19 protein-coding genes are annotated in these 18,909 nt (G+C 65.7%); 13 read left to right on the forward strand and 6 right to left on the reverse strand.

Annotated elements, in window-relative coordinates; genetic code table 11:
- The first annotated feature begins 57 nt into the window (after window positions 1-57).
- On the forward strand, window positions 58-2,607 hold the full coding sequence (locus HNQ07_RS20355) for a hypothetical protein (RefSeq protein WP_184115234.1): 2,550 nt from the start codon (window positions 58-60) through the stop codon (window positions 2,605-2,607).
- Entirely contained in the window at window positions 2,604-5,492 is a 2,889-nt protein-coding gene (locus tag HNQ07_RS20360) for a UvrD-helicase domain-containing protein (protein WP_184115236.1), read from the forward strand. Before HNQ07_RS20355 ends, HNQ07_RS20360 begins: the two co-directional genes overlap by 4 nt.
- 382 nt (window positions 5,493-5,874) lie before the next feature.
- Here the strand turns inward: HNQ07_RS20360 and HNQ07_RS20365 are convergent, their stop codons facing one another.
- Complete coding sequence (locus tag HNQ07_RS20365) at window positions 5,875-6,144, reverse strand: helix-turn-helix domain-containing protein (protein ID WP_184115238.1); 270 nt, start codon at window positions 6,142-6,144, stop codon at window positions 5,875-5,877.
- Window positions 6,145-6,209: 65 nt separating this feature from the next.
- On the opposite strand from HNQ07_RS20365, the gene HNQ07_RS20370 reads away from it, so the two are divergent.
- Window positions 6,210-6,632, forward strand: a complete 423-nt coding sequence (locus HNQ07_RS20370) for a hypothetical protein (RefSeq protein WP_184115240.1) — start codon at window positions 6,210-6,212, stop codon at window positions 6,630-6,632.
- 119 nt (window positions 6,633-6,751) lie between these two features.
- On the opposite strand, the gene HNQ07_RS20375 is transcribed toward HNQ07_RS20370, so the two are convergent.
- From HNQ07_RS20375 to HNQ07_RS20390, 4 genes are all read right to left on the reverse strand, one after another.
- A complete protein-coding gene (locus HNQ07_RS20375) occupies window positions 6,752-7,843 on the reverse strand; it encodes a transposase (protein ID WP_184115242.1) in 1,092 nt (363 codons plus the stop codon).
- Window positions 7,844-7,989: 146 nt separating this feature from the next.
- Window positions 7,990-8,691 carry a hypothetical protein gene (locus tag HNQ07_RS20380; RefSeq protein ID WP_184115244.1) on the reverse strand — a complete coding sequence of 234 codons (702 nt, stop codon included), beginning with the start codon at window positions 8,689-8,691 and terminating at the stop codon, window positions 7,990-7,992.
- Window positions 8,692-8,715: 24 nt separating this feature from the next.
- Complete coding sequence (locus HNQ07_RS20385; protein WP_184115246.1) at window positions 8,716-9,168, reverse strand: hypothetical protein; 453 nt, start codon at window positions 9,166-9,168, stop codon at window positions 8,716-8,718.
- A 221-nt stretch (window positions 9,169-9,389) separates the two neighbouring features.
- The gene (locus HNQ07_RS20390) at window positions 9,390-10,358 is read right to left on the reverse strand and encodes a hypothetical protein (RefSeq protein WP_184115248.1); all 969 of its coding nucleotides are present in this window, start codon (window positions 10,356-10,358) and stop codon (window positions 9,390-9,392) included.
- 226 nt (window positions 10,359-10,584) lie between these two features.
- On the opposite strand from HNQ07_RS20390, the gene HNQ07_RS20395 reads away from it, so the two are divergent.
- The 3 genes from HNQ07_RS20395 (at window position 10,585) to HNQ07_RS20405 (ending at window position 12,844) form a co-directional block, all read left to right on the forward strand.
- Window positions 10,585-11,729 (forward strand): IS3 family transposase gene (locus HNQ07_RS20395; protein ID WP_373298137.1). Its coding sequence is split into 2 segments (ribosomal slippage): window positions 10,585-10,837 and window positions 10,837-11,729, totalling 1,146 coding nucleotides; the frame shifts between segments, so codons are not numbered across the junction.
- 97 nt (window positions 11,730-11,826) lie between these two features.
- Window positions 11,827-12,030: a hypothetical protein gene (locus HNQ07_RS20400; RefSeq protein ID WP_184115252.1), complete on the forward strand. Its 204-nt coding sequence runs from the start codon at window positions 11,827-11,829 to the stop codon at window positions 12,028-12,030.
- Window positions 12,031-12,127: 97 nt separating this feature from the next.
- Window positions 12,128-12,844 (forward strand): VIT1/CCC1 transporter family protein, encoded by a 717-nt coding sequence (locus tag HNQ07_RS20405; protein WP_184115254.1) that lies wholly within the window; start codon window positions 12,128-12,130, stop codon window positions 12,842-12,844.
- 107 nt (window positions 12,845-12,951) lie between these two features.
- Here HNQ07_RS20405 and HNQ07_RS20410 read toward each other — a convergent pair whose 3' ends face one another.
- A complete protein-coding gene (locus HNQ07_RS20410; protein WP_184115256.1) occupies window positions 12,952-13,458 on the reverse strand; it encodes a Dps family protein in 507 nt (168 codons plus the stop codon).
- 302 nt (window positions 13,459-13,760) lie between these two features.
- Between HNQ07_RS20410 and HNQ07_RS20415 the strand changes: the two genes are divergently transcribed.
- The 7 genes from HNQ07_RS20415 to HNQ07_RS20445 all read left to right on the forward strand — a co-directional run bounded on the left by HNQ07_RS20415 (window position 13,761) and on the right by HNQ07_RS20445 (window position 18,855).
- Window positions 13,761-14,648, forward strand: coding sequence for a LysR family transcriptional regulator (locus HNQ07_RS20415; protein WP_184115258.1), 888 nt, complete (start codon window positions 13,761-13,763; stop codon window positions 14,646-14,648).
- A 176-nt stretch (window positions 14,649-14,824) separates the two neighbouring features.
- Window positions 14,825-16,219, forward strand: a complete 1,395-nt coding sequence (locus HNQ07_RS20420; protein ID WP_184115260.1) for an MBL fold metallo-hydrolase — start codon at window positions 14,825-14,827, stop codon at window positions 16,217-16,219.
- A gap of 18 nt (window positions 16,220-16,237) precedes the next feature.
- Window positions 16,238-16,588 carry a rhodanese-like domain-containing protein gene (locus tag HNQ07_RS20425; protein ID WP_184115262.1) on the forward strand — a complete coding sequence of 117 codons (351 nt, stop codon included), beginning with the start codon at window positions 16,238-16,240 and terminating at the stop codon, window positions 16,586-16,588.
- A 22-nt stretch (window positions 16,589-16,610) separates the two neighbouring features.
- Window positions 16,611-16,928 (forward strand): rhodanese-like domain-containing protein, encoded by a 318-nt coding sequence (locus HNQ07_RS20430; RefSeq protein WP_184115264.1) that lies wholly within the window; start codon window positions 16,611-16,613, stop codon window positions 16,926-16,928.
- Complete coding sequence (locus tag HNQ07_RS20435; RefSeq protein WP_184115266.1) at window positions 16,925-17,743, forward strand: sulfite exporter TauE/SafE family protein; 819 nt, start codon at window positions 16,925-16,927, stop codon at window positions 17,741-17,743. The genes HNQ07_RS20430 and HNQ07_RS20435 overlap by 4 nt, the downstream gene beginning before the upstream one ends.
- 66 nt (window positions 17,744-17,809) lie before the next feature.
- Complete coding sequence (locus HNQ07_RS20440) at window positions 17,810-18,385, forward strand: YeeE/YedE family protein (protein WP_184115268.1); 576 nt, start codon at window positions 17,810-17,812, stop codon at window positions 18,383-18,385.
- Window positions 18,382-18,855: a DUF6691 family protein gene (locus HNQ07_RS20445; RefSeq protein ID WP_184115270.1), complete on the forward strand. Its 474-nt coding sequence runs from the start codon at window positions 18,382-18,384 to the stop codon at window positions 18,853-18,855. Before HNQ07_RS20440 ends, HNQ07_RS20445 begins: the two co-directional genes overlap by 4 nt.
- Window positions 18,856-18,909: the final 54 nt, after the last annotated feature.

Here is an 18,909-nt window from a genome sequence, read left to right on the forward strand (position 1 = left end):
CGCCGCCTCCTGCTCAGCTCCTCCCTGGGCGCCCTGCGAACCGCCGCGATCACCGAGATGGTCGTCCACACGCGCGTCGTTGTCCCCAACCGCCGGGCTGGAGACGGCCTGACGTCCTGGGGCGCTCCCGCACTCCGACCCATCACCCTCACCCGTCTGGCCCAACAGGTCCTCTCCTCCGCCGGCTGGTCCGCGCTCCGCACGGCGGAGCGGGAACGCTGGATGCGTGAGATCCTCGCTGGCGCGCCGCTCACCATGCTGGCCCCCATCCACGAGCGCGTCAGCACGGTCACGTGCCTGCTGGGATTGATGGGTGAACTCCAGCGTGCCCATCTGCCACCAGACAGGGTCACTCAGGTGGCGCGGCCAGGCCGGGAGGCAGACGTCGCCCTGATCTATGCCGCGTATCATGCCCGCTGCGTGACAGAGCGCCGGTACGACGCCGCCGGCGCCGAGCACCACGCCGCCCTGCTCGTCGACCTGCCCTGCCAGTCCACGCTCGTTCACGGCTTCGCCTACCTGGACGCCGCCCAGGTCGCGCTGCTCGACCGGCTGTGCGACTCCGGGAGTGTCCTGACGCTCCCTGCAGGGCCTGGAACCGCTGCCCGCACCCTGGAGACCGTCGCCGCGTTGAACGCCCACGGATGGTCGAGCACGGCACTGCATGACCCCCCTCGGTCGGCAGGGGATCACGCCATCCACGGATATCTGACGGCCACGTCAGTTCCTTGCCTCTCGGCAGGCGAGTACCCCGACATCGAGGCTGAGGTCCGCGCGTGCCTGCGGCAGGTGCGGGACTGGCTCGCGGAGGGCACGCCGCCCGAGCGCCTTGCCATCCTGGTGCGCAACGAGGGTCAGTACCTCGAAACGCTCGCTGACATCGCCGCGGACTATCAGATTCCACTGCGCAGCGGGCTCCAGCGCCCCCTCCTGGCCAGTGGTCTGGGGCAAGTTCTGCAGGCCTGGTGTGACGCGCACACGCAGGGCTGGCCCTACCGGGCCGTCAGCGCCCTGTTTACCCACCCCCTCGTGGACCGTCCCGAGTTCCTTGAACGCGCGCGCGAGTTGAGAACCACCACACCGACCGGACTGGACGCCTGGGGGAGCGAGTGGCGCTGGCTGGCCCTCCCCGAGTCCACAACGTGGCGCGGCGCGCTGATCGGCACGGTGCAGCGGATGCTGCAGGACTTCGGCCTGCTGGCTCGCTGCAAGGATGACGTGGAACTCAACCGACTCGTGGTTCGCTTCCTGCACCGCCTCGAGGACGCTGCCCAACGTGACGGGCCGTGTACCCGCGAGGACGTGCTGTCCCTCATCGGATTCACCCTCCGATCCATCCAGCTGCCCGCACTCGCCGGAAAAAGCGCAGTACCGGTACTCAATCCCCTGGGAGCGCTGGCCTGCACTGCGGATCGGGTATGGGTTCTCGGACTGTCGGAAGGCCTGTTCCCGGCGGCCCGCAGCGACCATCCGCTGATCGACTCATTCATCCGGCAACGCTGGTCCGCGCAGGGTGTGCACCTGCCCGACGTACGCAGCCTCGCCAGCGTCGAGGACGCCCTAATCGTGGCCATGCTCGGCACCGCCCAGGAGGAACTCGTGATCAGCCGGCCCCGACGCGACCTGGAGGGTCATGCGCTGCGCCCCAGCCTGTACTGGACGCGGCTACACCCGGGCCACTCCCTCTCTGACCTGGATGCGGGTTCCGACCACGAACGGGAGATCTCCAGTGCCCTGGAAGGAACCTTCAGTTCCAGGGTCGCGGCCGGCCGCCACGTGGAGCTCGCGCGACACCTGTCGCTCGATTCGGCCCATGCCGGCCACCTCAGTACCTCGCTCATGTGTCCTGATCACACGTGGACACCTACGGAGTTGCAGGTGGCCAGCACCTGCCGGTTCCGGTGGTGGGCGGAGTACAAACTCCGCCTCGCGCCCCCACCCCTCCCCTGGAGCAGCCTTGCCCTCGCCGCTCTGGAAGGGGCACAGGAACCGGGTCGCTCTGACCCAGACGACGCGGCGGCAGCCGCCCTGGAGGCCCACGTCCAGACACTCCGCACGCAAGGTCAGTGGCGACCTGGCCCGCTGTGGCCGGCCCAGCGTCTCGAACTGCTGAGCAGAACCCGGCAGCTGACAGACCTCACGGACACACCCCTGCCGGCCAGTCTCCCCGGAGAGAACGGGCCCCACCTTCTGACCATTTCAGCCCACAGTCATCGCTTCCGCATCCTCTTCCCTGGCACGCGCGTGGAGCGGACGCCACATGGCAGGCAGGTCACGGTGTACCGGCGTTCCGGGGACGCCGGTGCGCTGGGTGAGCGCAGCCAGCTGACGCCAGACATGCTCATGGCCCTGACCCTCCAGGCCACCCGCGCGACCATCGGGCACTACGTCGCGTTGGATACCGGCAAGCCGTCTGGCACCCTGCGCCACGTCCGTAAGCCGACGGGCGACTCGCCCATTATGGCTGCAAGGGAGGTGCTGGCCCGCCTGGGGGACGATCTGACGAGCGGGGACGTGCGGCCCCTGGTGAGTCCGGTCATGGAGGTGTGCCAGACCTGCCCGGTTCGCGCCGTGTGCCGGCTCGGCCTCGAGCAGGGAGCAGCATGACCGGCGTGACTTGGACGCCGGTGCAGCACGACGCTGTGACCTCACCGGACAGCGTCCTCATCCACGCTGGCGCAGGCTCAGGCAAAACCCGCGTGCTGACTGGGCGGATCCTTGCCGCGCTTGAGCGGGGCGTGCGGCCGCACGCCATCGTCGCCGTTACGTTCACGGTCGCGGCGGCTGCCGAACTGCAAGGGCGCGTTCGGGACGCGGTGCGCGAGCGGGCCGCCATGGAGGGCGGCGCGTGGACGGACGTCCTGAGCGAGTGGCCGCTGATGACGGTCACCACCATTCACGGCCTGTGCGCGCGGATCGCGCGTGACCATCCAGCGCACAGTGGGGCCGGGCTCAGCTTCGACGTGCTCGACGAGGCGGACTCCCGCGTGTGGGAACGCCTGTGGCGCTCACGGGTGCTGGCCGAGTTGCCTCCGGAAGTGGTAGCTCAGGTGCCAGAACCCCTGCGCACGGCTGCCCTCCAGGCACTGGTTGAGCACGACGTCCCGCCGGGGTCAGCACCTCAGTCCGGCGACGCTGGAGCGCTGCATCGTGCCATCCAGCAGCTGACCCGGCATGTTCAGCAGCGCCTTGAAGCGCTGCGGGTGGAGCAGGGCTTGGCTACCTTCGGTGATCTCGAACGGTGGGCCTGGCAGGCACTGCAACACGAGGAGGTTCGTGCCCACTACGCCGAACGCTGGACTCACCTGCTGATCGACGAAGTGCAGGACACGGGCGAGCGGCAGGCGGCCATTCTGCGCGCGCTGTGCGCCGAGGGGGTGGTGGTCACGGCGGTCGGCGATGAAAAACAGAGCATCTACGGCTTTCGCGGGGCGTCGGCCAGCGTCTTGCCCGAGATCCGCGAGCTCGTCCTGGCGCGGGGTGGGCAGATCCTCGACATGCACACCTCGTTCCGCAGCGCTCCAGAACTCGTCGACACGGTCAATGCCGCCTGCCAGCACCTGATGCCTGGCCCGGAGGTGGCGGGGCCGGAGGCCACACCGTTCACCCCGCTGATCGCCGCGCGGCCAGCGCAGGACAGCGGCGGGGCTGCCGTCGACCTGCAGATCGTGCAGGGCGGCACGAGCGCTGGGCGCGCCATCACGCTCGCCCGGGTGCTGGTGGGGCGCATGCAGGCCCTGCTCGGACACCCGATCGTCGACCGGTCGACGGGGACGCAGCGCCCCGCCCGGTGGAGGGACATGACGGTGCTGCTCCGCAGCCGGACGCACCTCCATGCGTACGGTCAGGCGCTGCGCGACGCCAGCATCCCGTACGAGGTGCATGGCGGCCGGGGGCTGTACGAACGACCGGAGATCCTCGACGCCATCATGCTGCTGCGCGCCGTGGCGGATCCGGGAGATGACCTCGCGCTGGCGGCTGTGCTCCGCGGACCGTTCGCACTCCTGAGCGACGATCAGCTGCTGACCCTGTCGCAGGCGCGGAATGACGGTATTAGTTTATGGATGGCCTTACAGCACTCACCAGACCAGGCCTGCAGGGCCGTTCAGCATCTGCTCCTGGACTGGCGGGCGACCGCTGGGCTGCATGATGCTTCACGGGTGCTTGAGCAGGCACATCAGGACACTGGAGCGATGGCCATTCATGCGGCCCTGACGGATGGAGAACGGCGGGTTGCGAACCTCCGCCGGTTCACGGCCCTCCTGCGTGCCTGGGCCCAGGACGGCCGTCCGGATGTGCGGAGCGTGGCGCGGCACCTGGCAGATCTGCAGGGCGTCCAGGCTGAGATGACCGAGGCACCCACGACCACTCCGGACGCCATTCAGGTCATGACCGTGCATGGCGCCAAGGGATTGGAGTTTCCAATCGTCCTGTACGTCCATGACCTGGCACCGCGCCCAGATCGGGGCATCGTCCGACTGGATCCCGACCGTGGCCTGATCCTCAGAAGCGAGGCCGCTGCATGGCGGGAAGCGCGCGAACGTGCGGTTCAGCGTGATGCGCTCGAGGATCAGCGCGTCACGTACGTCGCCCTGACGCGCGCGGCAGATCGGCTGGTGGTCGGTCTGCCCGCATCGGATGGCGTGAATCAGACCCGTGAGTTGCAAACGGTGCTCGATGCTTTTCCGGGCACGCTCCCACGCCACGTGTTCGTGACGGGGAATGTCGCGCCAGCACGCCCTTTGCCGCTGTTCAACACGTCAGGCGGGCCTGTCCTACGCGTCACTCCCGGGCCCGAGGTGGCGCTGCCCGGCCGGCTCCCCGTCACGAGCCTCGCCCTGTATGCCCGGTGTCCGCAAGCATTCAGTTTCCGCTACCTGCAAGGCATCCTGCCACTGGCGCGGCCATGGATGGATACGGAGCCCATCACGCGACGAGCCCGGCAAGCAGGGCGGGACATTGGGGATGCGGTGCATCAGGCCCTCGAGAAGGGCTGGGACGGGAAGGAGATCCTCCGGCGATTGCCCACCCTCTCCCCCGCCGGTCGGGAGGAAGTCGCGGGGCTCGTGGATCGCTTGGAGGAACCGGTCTTCGATGAGTTGCGCGGGCACGTGTGGCAGCGGGAAATGCCCATGGAGATTACCGTGGGCTCCCGAACGGTGTACGGCATCGCGGACGCGGTCAACGTGGAGGGAAACCTGGTCATCGATTACAAGACCGACCACAGGATGGTGCCGGAGCATCACCGCTTGCAGCTTGCTCTCTACGCTCACGCGCTGGGCGTCACACGGGCGGCACTGGTGTATCTCCGCCACAGCGTCTTGCACTGGTTCTCACCAGAGGACGTGCAAAGGGGCGTCCACGAGGCAGGTGAACTGGTTCGCCGGATGGAGGCGCTCGATATGGCGCCGACGCCGTCCGTCGAGGTCTGCAGCAGTTGTGTGTTCCATGGCATCTGCGGGGATGCGCAGTTTGGTCACGCACGGGCGTAACCCAAATCGCCACGCAATCAGTCGTTGACGGTCATGGCAGGTGATTCCCGTCCAGCAAAAGCGGGAAGCACTGCAGGCGGCCTGAACGTCAGGCCGCCTTAAGCACGCCACGTCGCTCGGAAGGGTGGGTTCGGTGAACTTGTCGCAGCGAGGCCGAACCGCCCCAAGCCGTGTGAACCGAGACGGGCTTGACCAAACGGCTGACGGCTAACACGGACTCTAATCTGCCCGCAGGAGCCCGTAAGTCATTTGTGGTCGGCCGAGCAGGATGGGTCTTGAACACCCGAGGAGGTGGTGCTTCTCAGCATCGTAGGTTGCCTTCTGTTGACCGCCCCACCTCCCGCTCTCCACTGGAACGCTGAAGGTGGCGCCAGGTAAAGTCCTATTCTGCCGCTGCAAGCGCGTGCACCGTGGCAGTGGACGACTGGTCAAGCAGCGACGCGATGGGCACGCCCAGTGCGTTTGCCAGGGCCGCCATGTTATCGATGCCGATATTGCGTTCCCCACGCTCCACCTGCGCCACATAATTCCAGGCCATATCCGCCGCCTCCCCCACATCCTCCAGCGTGAGCCTGCGCGCCCGCCGCTCCGCCCGCAGCCGCTCTCCGAACATCTTGCGTGCCGCACTGGGAGCTCGTTTCGTCTTCGGCATCTCCACAGCGTCCATGTACTATCACTTGTAGTACAGCATGTTGTGGTGCTATATCTCTAAGTACAGTGAAACGCGCGCGCGAACGCGATGAGGCCGACGCGGGAGACGCCGAATACGTCAATGGCACAAGGGTTTTCCTCCCACCCATCGTTCGGCCGCTCCTCCGAGACAATACCACTTACGCTGCCTCCCTACCCCTCTTCCTTCTGGTCGCCCACCACGCCCTCCACCTGCTCACCCCAGTCCATGGCCACCGCTGGTATATCGACGGGCACACCAGCGACCGCCTCTTCCTGCGCCTCCCTTGCGATCAGGAGCTCGTCGGCATCCCGTATCTAGAACAGGATTTCAGCCTTCAGATCACCCCCACCACCGTGCAGGTCGGCGTCTCCACCTACTCACACGCCACCCTCGGGCTCCACAGGCAGTTCACCCTGATGCTCGACCAGTGGCTGCCCAGAAGCACCTCACAAGTTTTGCCGAGATAAGAAGTCACCATATTCCATTGGCTGACCAGCGCACCGATATGCCGGTTGTTCGATGACGCTGGTTCAGGGTGACCCCCTTTTCCGACAGGCTGACTCTGATACAGCGCTCTGTATCAGACTCAGGAGTTGCACCTCGCATAGTGGAGTGAATACCCGTACTGGTCGAGGAATTCAGCGTTTTTGCTGAACATCCGCAGCAGACGGTTCAAATACACCTGCGGCAGCACCGTCATCAGGGCCAGCACGGCACACGCCTCCAGGGTCGTGCCCGTCTCCCGGTGCAGAATCGCCAGCGTCCACGCCAGGAAGACCAGCAGCACCCAGCGATCCAGTCCCACGGCAGTTCGCAACGCGAACTGCGCCAAGCCGAACTGATGCTTGCCTTCCTTGAAGAACGATTCCTCGTTCCACCGCCTGGCCCCCTCAGCGATGACCTCGTCGCCCTCCATCAGTTCTGAGGACACAGCGTGAAATGTCCGGTCTCCTCGGTCGATGCGGCCCAGCGCCAGCGTGTCATGGGGCCAGTTCTTCAACTCGACATAGCCACCGTGAGGACAGTCGGCCACCGTGACGACCCCAGGGTGCATGGTCTGGCGGGTCGACCGGACGCCCACCACAAACTCGAATCCGAGCTGGCGCACCTCTTCCAGAAAGACAGCGGCTTCGAAGCCGCTGTCGGCCAACACACGGACTCGGAATCGCCGCTTGATGGCGTCCGGGACAGTCCGGAGCAGCTCACGTGCCAGGGTCACCGGCGTGGCCGTTCCTTTGCCCTTGTATACCCGGTACCCCACCGGGACCTTCACCACGCCGTATTCGGCGAACAGCACGACGAGATGGATGCCGTGGACTCGGTTGTACACGCGGACGAAGGGCAGCATGCTGCCCTTCTTTTCGATACTGGTCAGGTCGACGCTCAGCCGTAGGAGGGGACGGTGTTTCCGTCTGGCCGCCAGGAGGAGTGCGTCCCACTGGGCATGGTGCAGGATCTTCCAGCCCTGGATCGTATCCCAGGGGTATTCGTTCAGGAGACGACTCAGCGCACTCTTGCTGACCAGTTCCGCGCGGTGCAGCGCGGTTTTGGTCGCGGTGTCGAGGAACATGAACAGCGCAGCCTGGAGGCTGCGCTGCTGGTAGGACGTGGTGGGGACGGCCAGGAACTCGTCTGCCAAAATGCGGACGCGCTCCCCCGAAATCTGTGACTTCGACACTCCCAGATTCTCTCGGCTGGGAGCGCTTTGCCGTCGTTATGCAGGTGCAACTCCTGAGTCAGAGCGTCAATACGTGCTGAATCTTCTAATGCAACTGTCGTAGTATTAATATCTCAATTCAAATCCACCAAGCATGCGTTGCGCAATCAGTAAGGTCCAGGGGGGGTTCTGCTGGGCGCCACTGGTCGTTCCGGCTTATCCGAAAGGAACACATTAACCTGACCTCGCCAAGGCAGCCCGTTGGCCCATATCACCGCGATCTCTACGATCGCCTCACTACGGTCAGGATTCAGATGGCGCACGACGACTTCTTCCACACGTTCGACAACATCAATCTGTGGCTTCAGTACAGACTTTATCGTCCCGCTCGGAAGATTCAGCTCCTCTATTCGAACTGGAGCACTTATCACCCGCGCAAGGTCAAGGCGAAAGAGCCTGCCCAATAGCGTGAGATCTTCACCGAAGAGAAGAGCCAACGGGCGCCATCTCACGCCATATTCCTCGGCAGAGAACAGCCCCCCTACTGGCGTATTGACCAGCAGGCGCAGCTTCTGCCGGGCATTCGCCTCGCCAGAGACCACTTTCAGGTCACCGTTCTCCATCGCAAGGTCGCCATCCCCCATGGCGAGATCCGTCCCCAGATCACGTGGGTCACGCCTCATTGGGAGTGGACGGATCGAAAACTCCACCACCCCTAGAGCCTGATCAGATCCTCCACCGCGCTGCCACCCTGGCGCTCTCAGCAACGCCCGACCATCGCCCTGGGATTCGACTGCAAGAAATCGATCTGTCTCAGGCAACTGATCAAAGCGGGTAATGTATTGGGTTAAGCCAGCCATGGTGCCCATAAGCCACCGGTGTATCTGGAAGCGCTAGACATCCCGCTCAGCACTGGCCCAGTACCCCTCGAATACCAGATCAAACCCCACCTCGACCAGAGTGAGCAACTCTGCGCTGGACGCGTCTGCCCTGCGAAACTGAGTCAACTCGTGGTGGGCCAACTCCTCCGCCTGACGGCGAAAGATCTTAAGCGTAGCGACGGAGTAATTCAACTCGTCCTTATCCACAATATCGGCATGGTTGGCGCACAGCCAGAGCCCGTTCTGAGCGTCTTTCCGCGCGTCACTGGTCATCGTGTCGTCATACCGGGGCCCACCAGGTGACGCTGCTGTGATATGGGCGGCCTCGCCAGTGATCACCACCCCGGAGCCCTCCAGTTTCGGCCCAATTGTGGCCACACGGCACCCCGGGAATGCACACCGCCAACCGACGCGCCCAGCCAGCTCAGTTTTGATTTTGAGGCTGAAATTATCCCGCTTGGTCATCGAAAGCCCTCGTCTATGCCAATCTGACCATGTTGACGTTCCACAAGCGAAATCCTTGCACACGACTGTTTCTGGAGCCGCCGAAAGCAGTATCGGAGAAGAGAAGAAAGCAGGTATGGCATCCTGCAATGTGATTTGCTCAGCAGCGCGTCTCTACAACCGCTGGGCTGAGAAACCTCCCCGACCAGGATGGCGCCCCAAGAGCCTGCTCGATACAGCCGTCAAGTCCTGTTGTTGATGCGGCGCGTGGCCTCCTGATCGAGAATCGCCAGAGCTTGCGCATCGCTCAGGATCTTCGAGATCACAGCTTCCAGGTGCCCGTACTGCACGATGAGGAACACGGCCGGCTCCAGCCGACTATGGTTGAGGATGAAATCATTCAGGCTCGTGGCAGCCGACGCCGCGTTTAACGTATCGAGATGATCCACCAGCCCCTGTTCACGCAGTTGCGGCTCGCCGAGTTCCTCGCGGATCCTTCGTGCGGCATGCCGCACGAAGGAAGCGTCCGGAGGCGCCTCCAGGAAGACGAAGGGCTGAGGCGTGGTGACGTCCTCCAGCGTCTGCGCGTCCTCAAAGGCTTCCAGTGTCGTGTGCGGCTTGAGCACGCAGAGGTCGGCGGTCGTCACCACGATGCAGACGCTCGCTCCTGGAATTCGGAGCGTCCCTGGGCCGAAGAGTTTCGCGGTGGTCAGGTGATAGCCGGTCCATTCCAGGCTCTGCTCCAAGGACGCGTACCGGAGTTGCGCGATCGCCTCAGCGACCGTTCCTGGAGAGACATTCCCATGCTCAGCGATCTGCAAGCCGCGCAGCACGGTCACGTCTTGGTTGTACTGGTTCATGGTGGTCAGGGTGGACACACTATTCGTGGCGTAGAGATCTGTGCCCGAGAAGTAGCTGCGCCGCATTTCGTTGAACGGCGCCTCACTCTCATCCGGCACGAACACCCACTGAGTCCCGCGGGCACAGTACTTGCATTCGATCAGCAGGGAGAGCAGGAGCCCCTGCTCTTCATCCCGATGGATCGCTCGAAGATCAATTGAGAACTTGATGTCCTGTCCGTGCTCGTTCCTCCGGAGGTAGGCATACTCCACATGCATGCCTAGGCCAAGGCGCTTCAGGACGCCGGCAACGGAATGCTCCAGCGGCAAGCCCGATGACATCAGGGCTTTCTTCCAGGATTTGTCCGACACCCGACCACTCTAGATGGCACTTCGTATCGCAGCAGCGCATCATGACGACAGTGATTTCCTTGTTCTTCTTCCAGGACGGTTGCCCATGACCCGCCGGATCAAACCTGCCCCCCGCCCCCGCTACCAGCAGACATACCCTGAGACCCTGGCTGACCTGCTCCCGAAAAACGGATCCACCTGAGAATGGAGTGTCTGACATCATGGGGCTCATCCCCCGGAGGTCAGCATGAAGGGACAGAAGCACACTGAGGAGCAGATCGCGTTCGCGCTCAAGCAATCTGAAAGCGGCGTGTCCATCGGGGAAATCTGCCGCAAGATGGGGATCGCGGAGTCCACGTTCTACCATTGGAAGAAGAAGTTCAGCGGCCTGGGGGTCAGCGAACTGCGTCGCCTGCGGCAGCTCGAGGAGGAAAACCGCAAGCTCAAACAGCTGGTGGCGGATCTGAGCCTGGACAAGGTGATGCTGCAGGACGTCATCAAATCAAAGCTCTGAAGCCCGCTCAGCAGCACAACCTGGTAGAGCATCTGTGTGATGGGTACCGGGTCAGCGAGCGGCGGGCCTGCCGGGTGCTGCGCGCATCGCGCACCACCTTCCGGTACATCCGCACACGTCCTCAGGATGAACCCGTCATCGTCCGGCGGATGACCGAGATTGCCCAGACGCGCGTGCGGTATGGCTACCGGCGGATTCACATCCTGATGCAGCGGGAAGGGTGGCGGATCAACCACAAGCGGGTCTACCGGCTGTACCAGTTGGCGGGGCTCAATCTTCGGATGAAGCGTCCCCGCCGGCGTGTGAGTGCTGCACACCGTGCAGCGCGAACAGATCCAGTGAAGGTGAGCCAGATCTGGTCGATGGACTTCGTGTCAGACGCGCTCTTTAACGGCAAGCTGTTCCGTGCGTTGACCCTCCTGGACGTGTTCTCGCGGGAGTGCCTGGCCATTCACGTCGATGTCAGCATCCGCGCGGAACGGGTGGTCGAGATCCTGCGAGCGGTCACGCGCGCTCGGGGACACCCCGAGCGCATCCAGGTGGATAACGGGAGCGAGTTTGTCAGCAAAGCCCTGGATCTGTGGGCCTACGAGCATCGGGTGGTGCTGGATTTTTCCCGTCCTGGACGGCCTCAAGATAATGCCCATATCGAGTCGTTCAATGGGAGTTTCCGCGATGAATGCCTGAACACGCACTGGTTCCTGTCGCTCGACGATGCCGCGACGAAGATTGATCATTGGAGGGCCGACTATAATGCCATCAGGCCGCACTCAGCGCTGGGAAATCTCGCTCCAGGAGCCTTCGCAGCGCTAAGTGCACCGACCCGACGCCGTCAGAGACTCCAACCTGACCTGGATCCGTTTCGGGGCGCGGCTTAGTGTGCCAGATTTTCCGATTCATCTTGGAACCGATTGCGGGGAGCAGGTCAGCCACGGCGTCCTGCAGGACGTACCTGGCGCGATCGACCTGCATGTCGTGAGCGGTTCCGGCCTGGTCACGCGGATCGGTATCGACCACGCGGAGATCATCGGCGTTGGCCAGGTGCGGCTCGACACCTCGCACTGTCCGTCGTGGGCGCTGGACGTTCTGGTGCACATCCAGCCGTACGACGGTCTGGCGCATATCGAGCACAGCTGGCACGATGGCGCCCTGCGTTGGACCCTGGATCTGGTGTTCTGACGGCGCGGCCAGGTGCCGATGCGCCGATCACGTCTAGGATGACCTCAACGGTGGTGAGGCGCTCCGACCTGGCGCCGCTCCACCATGGAGGGCATCCATGTACCGAGCGGTCAGCATGCACAAAGAAACGCATTTCACTGGATCCGCGCGCGTCCGCGACATCGTGATCGGCATGAGTGACGGCCTCACCGTGCCGTTCGCCCTCGCAGCCGGCCTCTCCGGCGCCGTGGCCAGCGGGCACGTCGTCCTGATCGCTGGCATCGCGGAGATGGCCGCCGGCAGCATCGCCATGGGCCTGGGCGGCTACCTGGCGGCGCGCAGTGAGCACGAGTCCTACGTCTCTGAGCGGGCCCGGGAGACGCAGGAGATCACCGAGAAGCGCGACATGGAGATCGAGGAGGTTCGGGACGTCTTCCGAAAGTACGGCCTGGAGGGCGAACCCCTGGAGGCGGCGACGCAGGCGATCATCAGTCGCCCGGACACCTGGGTGGACTTCATGATGAAAGAGGAACTCGGTCTGGAGGAGCCGGATCCGAAACGGGCGCTGCAGTCGGCCTTCACGATCGGGCTGGCGTACATCGCCGGGGGCATCATTCCGCTGGCGCCGTACGCCCTGAGCCTCACGCTGAGCCAGGCGCTGCTGGTGTCGGTGGTGCTGACGCTGATCGCGCTGTTCGTGTTCGGGGCGCTCAAGGGGCGGTTCACGGGAGCGCCGGTGTGGCGCAGCGCATTTCAGACCATGCTGGTGGGCGCGGCGGCGTCGGGTGCAGCGTTCCTGATCGCCCGCGCGGTGTCCGGAACCGGCGGGGCCTGATCAATGACGGTGTGTGATGGTCGGCGGCTCCGGTGCTCACCGCTCTGTCGCCGCACCACCAGAGAAGCGGCCCCAGTGGGGCCGCCTCGAGTGTCGTCACTCGTTGTTCAGTCGTCTGCCTGGGTGATCTCGAACAGGAACCAGATGCGGCGTTCGGTGCCGTCCAGCAGTTCCTGCAGGATGTTGCCGGTCGGGGAGTCCTTGTGGTCATCGCAGATGTCGATGGCGCGACGCTGCGCGGTCGCGATCCGGCGGTTGTCGTCCAGCAGGGTCTGCACCATGTCCTGCGGGGACACGAACGCCCGGTCATCGTCCTTGATCTGCGTCAGCTGGGCCACATGGCCGACGCTCCTGAGGGTGAGGCCCCCGAGTTTGCGCACGCGCTCGGCGAGCACGTCCACGCTGTCGAGCAGGGCGTCGGCCTGCTCGTCGAAGAGCAGGTGCAGGTCACGGAAGCGGCGCCCGGAGAGGTGCCAGTGGAAGTTCTCGGTCTTGATGTAGAGCGCCAGGGCGTCGGCGATGAGCGGATTGACGGCCTCGGTCACCGCGGTGACCTGGCCGGGGGTAAGGTCGGTGGGGGTGGCGAGGGCGGCGGGCGTGGTGTGGGTGGTCATCACAGGGCTCCTTATCAGGAATCGTTCCTGACAGGGAAACGATAGGCGGCTGATCGGTGGACAACCACCCCAATCAGCATCGGTTTACTCGGAATGGCCACTGGGCTGTGTTCAGGTAAAAGGCGTGTGGCACGTCAGATCTCTGTTGAGCTGACTCATCCGTGAGCGGAGACCAAAGGACGGCCGAGGGGGTACGCCCGCGACACGTGCACGCATGACCAGGCGGAGTGCAGGATCCGGCCTCACGGGGTTCGCGGTATCGCCGCCCAGAGGATCGGCTGGGGGTGAGCTACGCTGCGCCGGTGCGGATCGCTCCGGAGTACCTGATCACGTTCAACGCCGTCGCGGAACTCGGCAGTGTCAGCAAGGCGGCCGCCTTCCTCAACCTCAGCCAGCCGGCGGTCAGTGGACAGCTGCGTTCCCTCACCGCCCTCATCGGCACGCCGCTGTACACCCGGCACGCGCGGGGCATCGCCCTCACGGCCGCCGGCGCCGAGCTCCTTCCCCTCGCGCAGACGCTGGCCCGCACCATGACCCGGGTCGTGGACTTCGCGGCCGACCGGCGCCAGCGGCTGAACTCGACCGTCCAGCTGGGGATCTCCTGGACGCTGTCGCCCTGGGCCATCCAGCTGGCCACCGCGTTCCAGGGAAGTTCGACCGTCCTCGTGATCCACGCCGATCACACTCCAGACCTGATCACCCGAGTGAGGAGCGGTGTCCTGGACGCGGCCCTGACGGTGGACGCGAGTCTCAACCTGCCCGAGGGCCTGGAGGCCCGCCGGTTTTCCAGCGAGGAGCTGCGCGTGATCGTGCCGGCCGGGCATCCCCTGACCCAGCAGGGCTACGTGCCGCTGCACGCACTTGCCGGAGAAGTGCTGCTGTGGCCCATGCCGGAGTCGAGTGTCCGGAGGCGCGGATCCAAGTTGCTTGAACGTGCTGGCGTCACGCCGCGCGCACACCTGGAACTCGGGTCGTTCCTGGCCGTGAAGCAGGCCCTGGTCGGCGGGGTAGGGGTGGCGATCCTGCCCCGCAGCATGGTGGCAACGGAGATCGATCACGGTCTACTGGCGAGCATCGGTCTGGAGAGCCCCGAGGTGACGCTCGGGTACCACGCGGTCAGCGCTCCACTGGCCCTGCTCAGCGCCCCGGTTCGTGAGGTGCTTGACCAGCTGAGTCCGTACTCCCTGTAGTCGCCCTGGCGTTCATTGCAGGAGGGCCGATCCAGAAGCGCCATGGCCACGCCAGCCTTCGCGCACTGATATCAGCTGCCCTGATAACAGGCATCCAATTATCGAATAAGTCCCTCCACTCCGTTGACCATATACCCCCAGGGGGTTTATCGTCCAGGCATCCCGAGGAGGGCACCATGTACTTCACCCGCTTCTACGACCCAGACCTCGCCCAGGCGTCCTACATGATCGGCTGCCAGAAGACCGGCGAATGCCTCGTCATTGACCCGATCCGCGACGTCACCCAGTACCTCGACGACGCGCGCGCGCAGGGCCTGCGCATCACCCACGTGACCGAGACGCACATCCACGCCGACTACCTGTCCGGCAGCCGCGAGCTCGCCGCCCAGACCAGCGCTCAGCTCTTGCTGTCCGCTGAGGGCGGCCCCGGCTGGCAGTACACCTATGACGATGGGAACCAGGTGAAACTGCATGACGGCGACACGTTCATGGTCGGCAACGTCCGGCTCCAGGTGCTACACACCCCCGGTCACACCCCGGAAAGCGTGTCCTTCCTCGTCACCGATACCCCCCGGGGTGAGCAGCCCAGCCTGATCCTGACCGGCGACTTCGTGTTCGTCGGCGACCTCGGCCGCCCCGACCTGCTCGACGAGGCGGCCGGCGGTGTGGATACACGCTTCGCTGGGGCGCGGGCGCTGTTCAAGTCGCTGCGCACGAAATTCCTGACCCTGCCCGACCACGTACAGGTCTGGCCCGGCCACGGGGCCGGCAGCGCGTGCGGCAAGGCCCTGGGCGCGGTGCCCAGCACCACCGTCGGCTACGAGCGCGCCCTGAGCTGGTGGGCCCCGCTGGTCGCGGCCGACGACGAACACGGCTTCGTGAACGAACTGCTGGCCGGGCAGCCGGACGCGCCGCTGTACTACGGCCGCATGAAGACCGAGAACCGCGACGGCCCACGACTGCTCGGCCCTGCCGCGCCTCTTCGCAAATTGAGCGCCGATGAAGTGTCCCTCCGCGTGGCCTCTGGCGCCCGCCTCATCGACACCCGCCGCAAGGAAGACCACCACGCCGCGGCGCCCCGTGGCAGCGTCAACCTCCCAGACGGGAAGACCTTTGAGACGTGGGCCGGCTGGCTGCTCACGCCGGGCCGGGACCTGATCCTCCTGGCCCCCGCCGAGCGCGCCGAATCCCTGCGCCGCCAGCTGTGGATGGTCGGTCTCGACCAGGTGGTGGGCTTCATCCCCACGGTCGAAGGGCTGGACGCCGCGCCCGCTCAGCCGATTCCAGTCAGCGAGCTGCCTCAGCACGCCGGCGCGCTGATCCTCGATGTCCGCAAGAAGACCGAGTACGACGCTGGCCATCTGCCCGGCGCTCGCCAGCTCCACGCCGGCCGGCTGCCGTGGGCGCTGAACACCCTGCCGCGTGTCCGCGAGATCGTCGTGCACTGCCAGGGCGGAGCCCGCAGCGCCGCCGCCGCCAGCCTGCTGCGCGCCGAGGGCTTCCACGTCACCGAACTCGCTGGCGGCTACGACGCCTGGGCGCACGCCCAGACGGCGCTTCAGACCGCCTGAACCGATAGGGAACCCACCATGATCACCTTCTTCAAGAAGCTCGTCAGCGGCCTCCAGGGCCTACCGTCCCTCAGTCCGCAGGACGCCAAGGCCCTCATCGAGTCCGGCGCACTGCTGCTGGACGTCCGCAGCCTCGCCGAACGCCGGCGCCTGTCGATCCCCGGCAGCGTGAACATTCCCCTCGACGAGCTGCCCGACCGGATCGCGACGCTCCTGAACGGCAAGACCGTCGTCTGTCAGTGCGCCAGCGGCATGCGCAGCGCCCAGGCGACCCGCCTCCTCACGGACGCCGGACTGGACGCCCGCAACCTCAGCTGCGGCATCACCGCGTGGCGCGCCGCGGGCCTGCCCACGATCACCCGTACCTGACCCCATCCCAGGAGACGACCCCATGAGCTACCAGGACATCTTCACCGCTGAACTCGACTTCAAACGCCGCGCCGGAGCGACCCTGTACGACGTCCGCGAACGCGACGAGTATGAACAGGGCCACATCCCCGGCGCCATCAACCTCCCCCTCAGTGAACTGCCGGCCCGCGTGGGCGAGATCCAGTCCCCGGCCGTGATCGCCTGCCTGAGCGGCGGTCGCAGCGCCCAGGCCGCCAGCTATCTGGACGCCCAGGGGGTGGCTGACCTGATGAACCTGACCGGCGGCACCATGGGCTGGATGCGCGAGGGCCGCGAGGTGAAGGCCGGCACCCAGCCGTGATCTTCGCGTGGCTCGGGGCCGTGCTGATCGGCGTGTCGCTCGGCCTGCTCGGGTCCGGCGGCAGCATCCTGACCGTCCCGGTGCTCGTGTACCTCGTCGGTGAGCCGGCCAAACTGGCGATCACCGAGAGCCTCGCCATCGTGGGCCTGATCAGCCTCTTCGGCCTGCTTCCGCACGCCCGCGCGGGGCGGATCGCGTGGCGCAGCGTGCTGGTCTTTGGACTCCCTGGCGTGGTCGGCACGGCGCTCGGCGCGGCCCTCAGCCACTTCGTTCCGGGGGTCGTTCAGCTGTCGATCTTCGCGGTCGTGATGCTGCTCGCCGCCATCTTCATGCTGCGGCCCCCGGTGACGTGCCGGGCACCTGATCTCCCCAGAGCTGGCCTCGGCGGCGTCCTTCCCGCGGCGCTACAGGGCCTGGGGGTGGGTGTCCTGACCGGCCTGGTCGGGGTCGGAGGCGGCTTCCTGATCATTCCAGCACTGGTGTTCCTCGGCGGCCTGCCCATCGAGCTTGCGGTGGGGACGAGCCTGGTGATCATCACCCTGAATTCCGCCACAGGCTTTCTCAAGCACGCCCTGGCCGGGGAGACGCACCTGCACTGGGCACTCATCGTCAGCTTCGCCGTGATCGGCATCCTTGGCAGCGCGCTCGGCGCGCGGATCGGCACGCGGGTCAGCGGCCCGGCGCTGCGTCGCGGCTTCGGCGTGTTCCTGGTCGTCATGGGCGCGTACGTGCTGGCCACCAACGTGCCCCGGCTGCTCGCCCCCCCGGTGGCCGCTCACGCGTCCCTGCCCAGGCCCACTGACCGCCCTCTTTGACGTCCTGCTGTTGATTCCGGCCCAGAGGGCGACGCCCTCTGGGTCCCCTTCTCCTGAGGTTCATTCATGATCGACGTGCTCACTGCCCTCCGCTCCCCCTGGCCCTGGTACGTCGCCGGGCCGCTGATCGGCCTGATGGTTCCCCTGCTGCTGCTCCTCGGCAACAAGTCCTTCGGCATCTCCGCCAACCTCCGGCATGGCTGCGCCATCCTGCTGCCCAACGCAGTCAAACCTGGCTTCTTCCGCTACAACTGGCGCGCCGAGACGTGGAACCTGCTGTTCGCAGCCGGCCTGATCCTGGGGGGGCTGCTCGCCGGCCGGGTGTTCGCCAACCCGGATCCCACCCGCCTGAGCGCCGCCGCCATCCAGTCTGTGCAGCACCTGGGCGTGACGGTGCAGCCGGGGCTGATGCCCGCGGCGCTCACCGACCTGAGCCGTCCTGGTGTGTGGCTGCTTCTGACCGTCAGCGGCCTGCTGGTGGGTTTCGGCACCCGGTACGGCGGTGGCTGCACCAGCGGGCACGCCATCTCCGGCCTGAGCACCCTGCAGGGCCCCAGCGTGATCGCCACCGCGTCCTTCTTCGCCGGCGGCATCCTGAGCGCCAATCTGCTGCTGCCGATCTTCATGGCGGTGATCCGGTGACGACTTCACCCATTCCTGGCGTGCACGACCGCAGCCCAGTTGCGGCGCGCCCCACCGTCAGCCTCGTGGTCTACCTTCTCGCTGGCCTGTCCTTCGGGGTGGTGCTGGTCAAGAGCGAGGCGGCCTCGTGGTACCGCATCCAGGAGATGTTCCGCTTCGAATCCATCCACATGTACGGTCTGATCGGCTCGGCCGTCCTGACCGGGATGATCACCACCGCGCTGCTCCGCCGCGTGGGTGTGCGCAGCCTCGACGGACAGGTCATCACCGTCACCGCCAAGGAACGCGGGTGGCGGCGGTACGTCTTCGGTGGTCTGACCTTCGGCCTTGGCTGGGGCCTCGCGGGCGTGTGCCCCGGCCCGATCCTGAGTCTGCTCGGCAGCGGCGTGTGGGCCATGCTGGTCGTGCTCGTCGCCGCCCTGGTCGGCACGTGGCTGTACGGCCTGCTACGTGACCACCTGCCTCACTGACGGCCGACGCCCCACCTGTCCCGAACCCCCATCCCGGTTCCCGAGAATTCAAAT

The organism is Deinococcus metalli (assembly GCF_014201805.1).
GTDB classification, from domain to species: Bacteria; Deinococcota; Deinococci; order Deinococcales; family Deinococcaceae; genus Deinococcus; species Deinococcus metalli.